At 58.4% G+C, this 12,331-nt stretch carries 10 protein-coding genes; 4 read left to right on the forward strand and 6 right to left on the reverse strand.

Annotated features, from left to right (window positions below; genetic code table 11):
* Positions 1 to 186: 186 nt before the first annotated feature.
* Both exbD and exbB read right to left on the reverse strand, forming a co-directional pair.
* Positions 187 to 609: a TonB system transport protein ExbD gene (gene exbD, locus QMM04_RS16910; RefSeq protein ID WP_021509588.1), complete on the reverse strand. Its 423-nt coding sequence runs from the start codon at positions 607 to 609 to the stop codon at positions 187 to 189.
* A gap of 5 nt (positions 610 to 614) precedes the next feature.
* Positions 615 to 1,343 (reverse strand): tol-pal system-associated acyl-CoA thioesterase, encoded by a 729-nt coding sequence (exbB, locus tag QMM04_RS16915; RefSeq protein WP_031280126.1) that lies wholly within the window; start codon positions 1,341 to 1,343, stop codon positions 615 to 617.
* Positions 1,344 to 1,995: 652 nt separating this feature from the next.
* On the opposite strand from exbB, the gene metC reads away from it, so the two are divergent.
* On the forward strand, positions 1,996 to 3,186 hold the full coding sequence (metC, locus tag QMM04_RS16920; RefSeq protein WP_021509590.1) for a cystathionine beta-lyase: 1,191 nt from the start codon (positions 1,996 to 1,998) through the stop codon (positions 3,184 to 3,186).
* Positions 3,187 to 3,291: 105 nt separating this feature from the next.
* Entirely contained in the window at positions 3,292 to 3,951 is a 660-nt protein-coding gene (locus QMM04_RS16925; protein WP_021509591.1) for a DedA family protein, read from the forward strand.
* A 21-nt stretch (positions 3,952 to 3,972) separates the two neighbouring features.
* Here QMM04_RS16925 and QMM04_RS16930 read toward each other — a convergent pair whose 3' ends face one another.
* Complete coding sequence (locus QMM04_RS16930; protein WP_058771382.1) at positions 3,973 to 4,890, reverse strand: AraC family transcriptional regulator; 918 nt, start codon at positions 4,888 to 4,890, stop codon at positions 3,973 to 3,975.
* A gap of 205 nt (positions 4,891 to 5,095) precedes the next feature.
* Between QMM04_RS16930 and dkgA the strand changes: the two genes are divergently transcribed.
* On the forward strand, positions 5,096 to 5,923 hold the full coding sequence (gene dkgA / locus QMM04_RS16935) for a 2,5-didehydrogluconate reductase DkgA (protein WP_021509593.1): 828 nt from the start codon (positions 5,096 to 5,098) through the stop codon (positions 5,921 to 5,923).
* A 276-nt stretch (positions 5,924 to 6,199) separates the two neighbouring features.
* Here dkgA and ftsP read toward each other — a convergent pair whose 3' ends face one another.
* From ftsP to parC, 3 genes are all read right to left on the reverse strand, one after another.
* Positions 6,200 to 7,627 carry a cell division protein FtsP gene (gene ftsP / locus QMM04_RS16940; RefSeq protein ID WP_282996580.1) on the reverse strand — a complete coding sequence of 476 codons (1,428 nt, stop codon included), beginning with the start codon at positions 7,625 to 7,627 and terminating at the stop codon, positions 6,200 to 6,202.
* 229 nt (positions 7,628 to 7,856) lie between these two features.
* Positions 7,857 to 8,594: a 1-acylglycerol-3-phosphate O-acyltransferase gene (locus QMM04_RS16945; protein ID WP_021509595.1), complete on the reverse strand. Its 738-nt coding sequence runs from the start codon at positions 8,592 to 8,594 to the stop codon at positions 7,857 to 7,859.
* 38 nt (positions 8,595 to 8,632) lie between these two features.
* Positions 8,633 to 10,906, reverse strand: a complete 2,274-nt coding sequence (gene parC, locus QMM04_RS16950) for a DNA topoisomerase IV subunit A (protein WP_021509596.1) — start codon at positions 10,904 to 10,906, stop codon at positions 8,633 to 8,635.
* A gap of 408 nt (positions 10,907 to 11,314) precedes the next feature.
* Between parC and QMM04_RS16955 the strand changes: the two genes are divergently transcribed.
* Positions 11,315 to 12,331, forward strand: a 1,017-nt coding sequence (locus QMM04_RS16955) for an HTH domain-containing protein (RefSeq protein WP_282996581.1), incomplete at its 3' end; no start/stop codon positions are given.

Here is a 12,331-nt window from a genome sequence, read left to right on the forward strand (position 1 = left end):
ACCAGTACCACGTGTTCAGCCACGGCGACGCGGAACTGCTGGTGCAGGACGGCGTAACGGTGAATCTGGTTTAACCGCGGTTCGCCACCGCATAATGACATGGCGGCCTGCTCTGGCCGCCATAATAAAAAAGGTCGTCATGAATGACGACCCTACAGATATGGTGCTGGTATTACGCCGGTGAAACTATTTCTTCACCGTCTCCATGCCCATCAAACCAATCTTCAGATAACCCGCTTCACGCAGCTGATCCATCACCGACATCAGCGTTTCATAATCGACTGATTTGTCCGCCTGGAAGAAGATGGTTGTCTCTTTGTTACCTTCGGTTTGCGCGGTGAGCGCGTTCACCAGCGTCTCTTTGGTCACCGCATCGTTACCGATGTAAATCTGCTTATCCGCTTTGATCGACAGATAAACCGGCTTCTCCGGACGCGGCTGCGGCGCACTGGTCGAGGCAGGCAGATTGACGCGCACATCCACCGTGGCGAGCGGCGCGGCGACCATGAAGATGATCAGCAGCACCAGCATGACGTCGATAAACGGCGTCACGTTGATTTCGTGCATTTCGCCATCGCCGACCGCATCATCGTTTAAACGCATCGCCATAATACTTATCCTACGCGCAGTTTCTGGGCCGCCGCCGGACGGTTAACTTCTTTTGCGGTATCGACATTGCCGAGGTCCAGATCGCGGCTCTGCAGCAGCAGCACCTGCGCCGCCACGTCGCCCAGTGAGGCTTTGTAGCTGGCAATCATGCGGGCGAAGACGTTGTAGATCACCACCGCCGGAATTGCCGCCACCAGGCCAATCGCCGTCGCCAGCAGCGCTTCCGCGATGCCCGGAGCAACCACCGCGAGGTTGGTGGTCTGGGTTTTCGCGATACCGATAAAGCTGTTCATGATGCCCCACACGGTGCCGAACAGACCGATAAACGGCGCGACGGAACCGATGGTGGCGAGGAAACCATTACCGCGACCGGCGTGGCGGCTGAAGCCCGCGACGCGACGCTCAAGGCGGAAGCTGGTGCGCTCTTTGATGCCGTCGAGGTCTTCGCTGCCGGCAGAGAGTTCCAGTTCGTTACGCGTGTCGGCGAGCAGCACGGCGCTGTGGCTGTTGGCTTTGAAGTTTTCGGCAGCGCGATACGCGTCATTCAGTGAGCGCGCTTCGCCCAGCGCCAGCTGTTCACGCTTCAGGCGACGTTTCGCCCCGCTCAGCTCTGCGTATTTGCCAAAGAAAATCGCCCAGGTAACGACCGAAGCCAGCAACAGGCCGATCATCACAATTTTTACCACGATATCGGCATGCTGATACATGCCCCAAACGGAGAGGTCCGTTTGCATCAAGTCACTGGCTACCACGCTGCGTCTCCGACTTCTGTTGCACCGTTCACGATTGAAGCGCGGATCATAGCAAAAAAACCGACCGAAGTGATAGTGGTTCTCATTACTATTTACAAAGCTGTAACCCGCTGAATTGATACGGCGCAATGTTTAGCGCGATAAATCGCGCCGCTACGGTTGGGTGCGGTTTGTGGGATGCAGCAGCAGGCACGGTTGCGCGATGAATCGCGCCGCTACGGTTCGGTGCGATTTGCGGAATTGAGCAACAGGCACGGTTGCGCGATGAATCGCGCCGCTACGGTTCGGTGCGATTTGCGGAATGGAGCAACAGGCACGGTTGCGCGATGAATCGCGCCGCTACGGTTGGGTGCGGTTTGTGGAATAGAGCAACAGGCACGGTTGCGCGATGAATCGCGCCGCTACGGTTAGATGCGGTTTGCGGAATGGTGCAACTGGCGCGGACGCACACCCCGCACGGGTTGTAGCGGCGCAATTTATTGCGCTTTGCTTTTTCGCCGCGTAATAAAAGCCGCAATCAGCCTCTTTCCGCAATTGTGCTGGCGTCACTCTGATATTCGGCAAACGGGCTCAACCCCGCGCCGCGATTCGTGGTAAGTTGGATGCTTTGTGAGACGTGTCAGGAAAGGCAGTGATGGCAACGAAAAAAATTGATACCCGGCTTGTCACCGCGGGACGCAGCAAACGTTACACTCAGGGCTCGGTTAACAGCGTCATTCAGCGCGCATCCTCACTGGTTTTTGACTCCGTCGCGGACAAACAACGCGCCACCGCCGGACGCGCCAGCGGTGAACTGTTTTATGGCCGGCGCGGCACCCTCACCCATTTCTCCTTCCAGGATGCGATGACCGAACTGGAAGGCGGCGCCGGCTGCGTGCTCTATCCGTGCGGTGCGGCCGCAGTCGCCAATGCCATCCTCGCGTTTGTCACCAGCGGCGATCATATTCTGGTCAGCGGCGCGGTGTACGAACCCACTCAGGATTTCTGCACCAAAATTCTCGCGAAGCTTAACGTCACCACCACCTGGTTCGATCACTGCATCGGCAGTGAAATCGGCGAACTGGTGCAGCCGAACACCCGCGTGGTGTTCCTCGAATCACCGGCGTCCATCACCATGGAAGTGCAGGATATTCCGGCAATTGTCGCGGCGGTGCGCGCCAAAGCACCAGACGCGGTGATCATGATTGATAATACCTGGGCGGCGGGCGTGCTGTTTAACGCGCTGGAGCATGGCATCGACATTTCGATTCAGGCCGGCACCAAATACATCATCGGCCACAGCGATGCGATGATCGGTACTGCGGTGGCCAACGAGCGCTGCTGGGCGCAGCTGCGCGAAAACTCCTACCTGATGGGCCAGATGGTGGATGCAGACACCGCGTACATGGCCAGCCGCGGCCTGCGCACACTGGCGACGCGTCTGCGTCAGCACGAAGAGAGCGGCCTGCGCGTGGCCGAATGGCTGGCGGCACAGCCGGAAGTGGCGCGCGTCAACCATCCGGCGCTGGCGCAGTGCAAAGGCCACGAATTCTGGCGGCGCGACTTCAGCGGCAGCAGCGGGCTGTTCTCATTCATCCTGCATGAAAAACTCACCCCGGCGCAGCTGGCAAATTATCTCGATCGCTTCCACCATTTCAGTATGGCCTACTCGTGGGGCGGCTTTGAATCGCTGATTCTGGCGAACCAGCCGGAAGAGCTGGCGGCAATTCGTCCGGCGGGCGGCGTGGATTTTGACGGCACACTGGTGCGTCTGCATATCGGGCTCGAGCACGTTGACGATCTGCTGGATGACCTGAAAGCCGGTTTTGCCCGCCTGAAAGCGTAAAAAGATAAACCAAACTTAAACCATCCGGTGCGGCGTAGCGGAGATCAACGATTACGCCGTCCCGGACGGTTAAAATACAAGCCTTGTGACTCGATGGGATAGCTGATGGGTGTTTTACATGAGATTGTCCAGGCGCTGTGGCATCAGGATTTTGCCGCGCTGGCCAATCCGGATGTAGTGTGGATTGTCTACGGCGTGATGTTTCTGACGCTGTTCCTGGAAAACGGTTTGCTGCCTGCCTCGTTCCTGCCCGGCGACAGCCTGCTGCTACTGGCAGGCGCGATGATCGCCAAAGGCGTGATGGATTTTGTGCCGACCATGGTGATTCTGACCACCGCCGCCAGCCTCGGCTGCTGGCTGAGCTATCTGCAGGGGCGCTGGCTTGGTAATACTAAAATCGTCAAAAGCTGGCTGATGCATTTGCCAGCGCAGTACCATCAGCGCGCCTGGCACCTGTTCAACCGCCACGGCCTGATGGCACTGCTGGTTGGCCGCTTTCTGGCCTTCGTGCGCACGCTGCTGCCGACCATGGCGGGCATTTCGGGTTTGCAGAACGGGCGTTTTCAGTTCTTCAACTGGCTGAGCGGCGCGCTGTGGGTCGGGATTGTGGTGGCGATGGGCTATGGCATCAGCCAGGTGCCGTTTATCAAGCGCCACGAAGATCAGGTGATGGCGATCCTGATGGTGCTGCCTATTGTGCTGCTGTTTCTCGGCCTCGGCGGCAGCATTGTGGTGATCTGGAAAAAGCGGCGCCAGAAAGCCTGACCTCTGTAAAGCGCCGCCGTTTCAGGCGGCGTCAAACGGCTGCAGCGCCCCGGTCTGACGCGCGCGGCTCGCCTCTTCTCCCGGCGTCACGCCAAAGTACCGTTTAAACTCCCGCGAAAACTGTGACGGGCTTTCATAGCCAACACGCACGGCGGCGGCGCTGGCCTTCAGCCCATCCTGCAGCATCATTAACCGCGCCTGATGCAGCCGGTAACGCTTGAGATACTGCAGCGGCGAGGTCTGGGTCACCGCCTTAAAGTTATGGTGAAACGCCGAGACGCTCATGTTGACCTCCGCCGCCAGCATTTCCACGCTCAGGCTTTCAGCAAAGTGGTTCTCGATGCGGCGCAGCGCCCGGGCCACCTGGCTGAACTGCGTCTGGCGATTCACCAGCGACAGCAGCGCGCCGCCAATCGGCCCGGTCAGAACGTAATAGATGATTTCACGCACCAGCTGCGGGCCGAGCACGCGGGCGTCACGCGGTTTATCCATCACATCCAGCAGCCGTTCCGCGGCGCACAGCATCTCCTCGCTAAGAAACGCAGAGTGAATACCGGAGGTTTGCGGCTGCGGCTGAAACTGCTCGTCATCGCCAATGCTTAACAGCAGATCCTGCAAACTGGCCGGATCCACGGTGAGACTCATGCCGGCCAGCGGCTGCTGCGGCGTGGCGTCAGTTTCGCACTCCACCGGCAGCGTGACGGTGAGCATCAGGTATTTGGTGGCGTCGTAGCGAAACACCGTGCTGCCGAGGTAGCCGGTTTTGTGTCCCTGAAACAGGATCACGATGCCCGCCGGATACAACATCGGCGTACGCGGCAGCGGTTCCTCTGCGTAGATCAACCGTACGTTTTCCACCGCACACAGCGGCTTTTGTGGCTCGCGCATCAGCGTGATCACGCGCTGCGCCAGCTGGCGGCAAAGGGCATCGTTCGGCATGGCACTCTCTCGGGCAGCAAAAAACGCAGTGTGCCGCATTGCTGCATAAAGCTCCAGATGGCTGGAGAATCAGGCAAGATTTTTGCAGGATTGCACCGGGCGAAAGTGCCGTTCGGTTGCCACAATGATCCTCAGGTCAGGTTTGTTGACTAGACTTAAGCACATCGTTTCTACGGTAAGTCACTGCAACCGATAAGGAGTCACTATGGCAGAGCAACCCCGGATTAAACTGCACGACGGCAACATGATGCCGCAACTCGGCCTTGGCGTCTGGCAGGCCAGCATTGATGAAGCGCGCAACGCCGTGCTGGAAGCGCTGAAGGTCGGCTATCGTTCCATCGATACCGCCGCCGCGTATAAAAATGAAGAGGCGATTGGCCAGGCGCTGCAGGAAACCGACGTGGCGCGCGATGAGATCTTTATCACCACCAAACTGTGGAATGATGACCAGCAGAATGTTGAACAGGCGATGGAGACCAGCCTGAAGAAGCTGCAGCTGGAGCAGGTGGATCTCTATCTGATGCACTGGCCATGCCCGCAGAAAGACCACTACGTCGATGCGTGGAAGAAAATGGTGGAACTGCAACAGCAGGGCCTGGCGAAAAGCATCGGCGTGTGTAACTTCCATGAAGCGCACCTCAAGCGGCTGATTGATGAAACCGGCGTGTCGCCGGTGGTGAATCAGATTGAACTGCATCCAATGCTGCAGCAGCGCACGCTGCATGCATGGAATGCACTGCATCAGATTCAGACCGAGTCGTGGAGCCCGCTGGCGCAGGGCGGTGAAGGCGTGTTTGATCAGGAGATCATTCGCGAGCTGGCGAAGAAGTACAGTAAGACGCCTGCGCAGATTGTGATTCGCTGGCATCTGGACAGCGGCCTGGTGGTGATTCCGAAGTCGGTAACGCCGGCACGCATTCAGGAGAACTTCCAGGTGTTTGATTTCCGGCTGGATAAGTCAGAAGTGAGTGAGATCGCGAAGCTGGATAAAGGCAAGCGACTGGGACCGGATCCGGAAGAGTTTAATGGGTGACGTGGGTTAAGGATGCGATGGGTGAAAGGTGCGGTTTGCCCCCTCACCCCGGCCCTCTCCCGCATGCGGGAGAGGGAGATGTCCGCGCAAATCTGAAGCGGTGTGCCAGTGGGTAACACTGTGCAACCAGGCACCCTCACCCCGGCCCTCTCCCGCACGCGGGAGAGGGAGATGTCCGCGCAAATCTGAAACGGTGTGCCAGTGTGTAATATTGCACAAAACGGTTCCCTCTCCCGCTGGCGGGAGAGGGTTAGGGTGAGGGAAAAGAAACGCACCTCACCCGACCGGATTCACCACCATCTGCCCTGCCGTGCCGCGATCGGCGAGTTCCAGCGTCTGGCTGTAATAGACAAACGGGAAATGCTCTGACGAACTCTGCGGGAAACTCACCAGCAGTTCGACATCGCCATCCACCCACACCGTATCTTTCCAGCCGCGATCTTCTCCCATCGACTGCGCGCCGTTGACGCTCTTAATCAGGAACATCACGCCCTGAATATGCAGCGACTGCGGACGATCGGCGTGAATGATCCAACGCTCAAAGGTGCCCTGCTGCACCGTAGTATCGATGCGATTCATGTCCCACAGCACACCGTTAATCCCCGGCGTACCGTCGCCGAGGCGGAATTCACGCGTGCGCACCGCCACGCCATCAAGAATCTGATCCGCCAGCAGGCGCATCGGCAGATTGTCGGTCACCAGCGGCAGCAGGCCGGTTGGACGCAGCGTCAGCACCAGCGTATTGGTCAGAATCGATGAGGGCTCAAACAGCCCGCGCAGACGATCCATAATGCCTGCCGCCGTGCCTGCGCTGATCGACACTTCATCGCCCTGCGACATATCCACCAGCACTTCGCGGCGTTCGCCCGGTGCGAGCGACAGCGTCTGCACCGCTACCGGCGCGGGCAGGAAGCCCTGATCGCTGGCGATCACCGTAAACGGCCGGTTGTCGCTAAAGCTAAGATCGAAACGGCGCGCGTTGGCCGCATTCAGCAGGCGCAAACGCACCCAGCCGCGCGACACTTCGACATACGGGTTTTGCACGCCGTTAACCAGCAGCGTATCGCCGAGGAAACCGCCGTCCGACGGTGGGTTATAAACCGGCGTGGCAAAGTTATCGAGGCGCTTGTCCTGAATAATCAGCGGGAAATCATCGACGCCATAATGCTTCGGCAGCGGCAGCGCTTTGCTGATGTCATCTTCAATCAGCCACATGCCCGCCAGGCCGTTATAAACGTGCGGCGCCATGCGATTCGGCGTGTTGGCGTGATACCACAGCGTGGCTGCGCCCTGACGAATCGGCAGCACCGGTGCCCAGTCTACGCCGGCGGACATCATGCGCGGCGCACCGCCCATCAGCGCGCCCGGCACCTGCAAACCGCTGACGGTCATCGCTACCGGTTCATTGAGGCGGTTGCTGTAGATTAGTTTGACATCATCGCCGCTGTAAACGCGCACTGTCGGGCCAAGGTACAGGCCGTTAATGCCCCACACCGGCACTTTGTTGCTGTTGCCGTTGAAGGACCAGTGGCTGCGCTGCAGCGTGAGGAACAGCGGCTGACCGCGGCGTGATTCGATCAGCGGCGGCACCGGCAAAGGTACATCGCCCAATGGCGCGGCGGCGCGGGCGGCGTAAGGCATAACGCTGGAAGCCAGCGCCATACCGGCAGAAAGCTGAATAAACTGACGTCTGCTGCAAGACATAAAACTTCAGACCTTTTGAGCGTGGCGTGAAGACGCCGTGTCCATGTTGTTATTTTTAATCGTGTTGTGAAGCGCCCGAAAGGCGCGGCTGTGTGTCCGGGTCAAGTCGATGCGCATCCGGGACCCGGTGCGCATGAATGCGCACCCTACAAATGGCGGGATCCGCAGCAAAGCAATGCACCCGACAGATCGAGCCATTGCGCGCTGCGGGTGAGCCATTTTTTGCCGGCTAGATTTTACCGTTTTTTTCGCGTTCGGCGACTTCAGCGTTCAACTCTTCCAGCTTAGCAGACATTAATTCACGGCAGTGGGTCGCCAGTTTACGTACCGACGTGGTTTCAAACTGCGTGGTATCCACTGGCGGCAGCATTTCTACGATCACTAAGCCATTGTTCCAGCGGTTCAGTTTGATTTTGCCGTGAGTATTAGAGACCACCACCGGGATGATCGGCACGCCCGCCGCCACCGCCGCATGGAACGCGCCGGTCTTGAACGGCAGCAGACCGCGTCCGCGGCTGCGCGTCCCTTCCGGGAACATCCAGAAGGAAATTTTCTTCTTTTTAAACTGCGCCACCAGCTCGCCGATGGTGCCGTGCGCTTTGGCGCGGTTATCGCGGTCAATCAGCAGGTTACCGGTCAGCCAGTAGAGCTGGCCGAAGAACGGGATCCACAGCAGGCTTTTCTTGCCCACCGTGACCGTGGTCGGCTGCACGATATTGGCAGCGGTGATCATGTCGTAGTTGTTCTGATGGTTAGCGATGTAAATCGCGTTGCCGTAGCTTTCGGCATCAGCCGGTTTACGCAGCTCGACTTTGACGCCAAACACCGTCGACAGACGACCAAACATGTGACCAAAGGTCGCCACGTGGCGCGGATTACGCGGTGAAAACAGACACCAGATGCTGCCAAATATACAAACCAGAATCGAATAAATCACAACGATCAACGTGCGTAAAATTAGTAACATAGCTTCCTCAAATGTGGCAGTCCTTCGCCTTTTCAGTCTTACTCTTCGCTATTCGCGTCACTTTTTGGCCGCGCTGGCGCATTCACTTCCACGCTATCGATCCGCTGCAGTCCGCGCGATACGCTACCGCGACGGCCGCGCTCAGCACGCACTTTCTGCAGATCTTCATCACGCATGATCAGCTTACGCTTGCCGACATAGATAGTGATGGAACTGCCCGGCGGCAGAATCAGCAGCCACTGCAGCTTGTCCACGCCCGCGGCGGCGTCCGCGGACGGAATCGAGATAATCTTGTTGCCCTTGCCTTTCGACATCTGCGGCAGATCGGCCACCGGGAACATCAGCATCCGCCCCGCCTGGGTGATGGCCAGCAGCATGTCGTCGCCAGAGTGCACCGCCAGCGGCGTCATCACTTTGGCGTTTTCAGGCAACGTCAGCAGCGCTTTACCGGCGCGGTTGCGCGACACCAGATCGGCAAAGGTACAGATGAAGCCGTAGCCGGCATCGGAGGCCATCAGCAGCTTCTGATCGTCCGCTTCCATCAGCACCTGCTCAATCACCGCACCTGGCGGTGGCGTCAGCTTGCCGGTGAGCGGCTCACCCTGCCCGCGTGCCGACGGCAGCGAGGTCGGATCCAGCGTATAGCTGCGGCCGGTGGAGTCAATAAACGCCACCGGCTGGTTGCTCTTGCCGCGCGCGGCGGCACGGTAGCTGTCGCCCGCTTTGTAGCTTAATCCTGCCGGATCGATATCGTGACCTTTGGCGCTGCGCACCCAGCCCATCTGCGACAGCACAATGGTGACCGGCTCAGCGCTCACCAGCTCGTTCTCGCTCAGCGCTTTCGCTTCTTCACGTTCATGCAGCGGCGAGCGGCGATCGTCGCCGTAGGTCTGGCTATCCGCCAGCAGTTCTTTCTTCAGCAGGTTACTCATTTTGCGATCAGAGGCGAGGATCGCCTGCAGCTGATCGCGCTCTTTTTCCAGCTCGGCCTGTTCACCGCGAATCTTCATCTCTTCCAGTTTGGCGAGATGGCGCAGTTTCAGTTCCAGAATCGCTTCGGCCTGGGTTTCGCTGATGTCAAAGCGCGACATCAGTACCGGCTTCGGCTCATCCTCGCTGCGGATGATGTGAATCACCTCATCAATATTGAGGAACGCCACCAGCAAACCTTCGAGGATATGCAGACGACGCAGCACGCGTTCCAGGCGATGATTGAGACGGCGCGTCACGGTATCGCGGCGGTACACCAGCCATTCCGAGAGGATCTCCAGCAGGTTTTTCACCGCCGGACGGTTATCCAGCCCGATCATGTTGAGGTTAACGCGGTAGCTCTTCTCCAGATCGGTGGTGGCAAACAGATGGTTCATTACCTGATCGAGATCCACCCGGTTGGAGCGCGGCACAATCACCAGCCGCGTCGGGTTTTCGTGATCCGATTCATCGCGCAGATCCTCCACCATCGGCAGCTTTTTATTGCGCATCTGGCTGGCGATCTGCTCCAGCACGCGCGCGCCCGACACCTGGTGCGGCAGCGCGGTGATCACCACTTCGCCGTCCTCTTTTTTCCACACCGCACGCTGGCGGATCGAACCACGGCCGTTCTGGTAGATCTTGCGGATCTCGTCGCGTGGCGTGATGATCTCGGCTTCGGTCGGGAAGTCCGGCCCCTGCACGATTTCCAGCAGCTCATCCAGCGTGGTGTTGGGCTTGTCGATCAGGCGCACCGCGGCTTCGGCCACTTCGCGCAGGTTGTGCGGCGGAATATCGGTCGCCATACCCACGGCGATGCCGGTGGTGCCGTTGAGCAGGATGTTCGGCAGGCGCGCCGGCAGCATTTTCGGCTCCTGCAGCGTGCCGTCGAAGTTCGGGATGTAATCCACCGTGCCCTGCCCCAGCTCGCTGAGCAGCACTTCGGCATATTTCGACAGGCGCGATTCGGTGTAACGCATCGCCGCAAAGGATTTCGGATCGTCCGGCGCACCCCAGTTGCCCTGACCATCCACCAGCGGATAACGGTAGGAGAACGGCTGCGCCATCAGCACCATGGCTTCGTAGCAGGCGCTGTCGCCGTGCGGATGGTATTTACCCAGCACGTCACCCACGGTACGCGCCGATTTCTTGAATTTTGCGCTGGCGTTAAGCCCCAGCTCGGACATGGCATAAACAATGCGGCGCTGCACCGGCTTGAGACCGTCACCGATGTACGGCAGCGCACGGTCCATGATCACGTACATGGAGTAGTTCAGGTACGCGTTTTCAGTAAACTTGTGCAGGGCAAGACGCTCTGCGCCATCCTGTGTCATTTCACTCATTAAGCTGGCATCCTCACTTCGTGGCCCGCAACGGCGGGTCATCCGGCGGTCATTTGGCGAGGATAGTACCTTATTCGCGGGATTTAGTCACAGGGAAGCCGTTGAGGACAGAAAGAATCTCCCGACCTTAAATAACGTGACGCCAGTTGAAAAAATAAAAAGGATTGAGAGCATCATCACACTTATTTAGCACTTTATTGTGTGAGCAAACTCGCATTTAATTTCCTGTCATCGCGGTGTATTAATACTGTCCGCCTGACGGGACAACATTTAGTATTGTTGCTGCCGCCATCCTTTCCTAAATTCATACTCCATAAGACACACCTTTTTCGCGACGGCTTGCTGGCAATGAAATAAATGCCACAAGGAAAAATCCCATTAGGTTTTACCAAAATAAAGGGTGACCGAATGCAAATACTGACTTCGCGACAACACCGGTTAGTGAAATTGCTGTTGCAACAGGCGGCGCCGCAGCCGATTGGTCAGCTGGCGTTACAGCTCGGTGTCTCCGGAAAGACCATTCAGCGCGACCTGCAGTGGCTGGAGAGCTGGCTCAGCAACTGGGCGCTGACGCTGGAGAAAACCCCTGGCCGCGGTGTGCGGCTGCGGGTTGAGGATATGCAGCAGCGTTTGCAGCTGGAGCAGCAGCTGAACGGCGACGAGGCCGGCGACGCGCTCAGTCATAACAGCCGGCGGATAAAAATCGCCTCCCAGCTCCTGAGCGATGCGCCGCGTGCTACGTCAATCAGCAAGCTGTCCGAGCGCTACTTTATCAGCCACGCCTCGATTGTGAACGACCTGAAGGTGATTGAAGAGTGGTTGCAGCCGCTGGGATTAACGCTGCAGCGCGGCCCGGGCGGTACGCATATAGAGGGCCATGAGCAGGCGCTGCGTCAGGCGATGGTGTCGCTGATCAACGATGTGATGCAGCAACAGGTCGCCGGTACGCCGCTGCTGCCGCGGCTCGATCCCGGCAGCCAGCAGGCGCTGGTGCACTATTTTGGCGAAGAGGATGTGGCCTTTGTGCAGACGCTGCTGCAACAGATGGAGCAGCAGCTGAGTTATCCGCTGGGCGATGCCTGGTATCTCAATCTGTGCACGCACATCCTGATCATGATGCACCGCATGGCGCAGGGCAACGCGCTGGCGCTGGACATTCTCACCACCGCGCACGATCTGGATCAGTCGATTCTCACCATTGCCCGGCAGATGGTGGCGCGCATTGAGCAGCGCATCGGCTGTGCATTGCCGGCCGATGAAGTCGGTTTTATTTATCAATATATCGTCTCCTCCGGCATTGTGGTGGAAGAGCGTGGCGATCAGGTGACGCTGCATAATCAATTTTCCACTGCCGAGTCGGTTAAAATAACCTGCGAATTAATTGATCGTTTCTCGGCGTTTATTCAGCAGGACTTATCTCAGGAC

The sequence above is a fragment of the Pantoea sp. Pa-EAmG genome, from assembly GCF_030024295.1.
GTDB classification, from domain to species: domain Bacteria; phylum Pseudomonadota; class Gammaproteobacteria; order Enterobacterales; family Enterobacteriaceae; genus Pantoea; species Pantoea dispersa.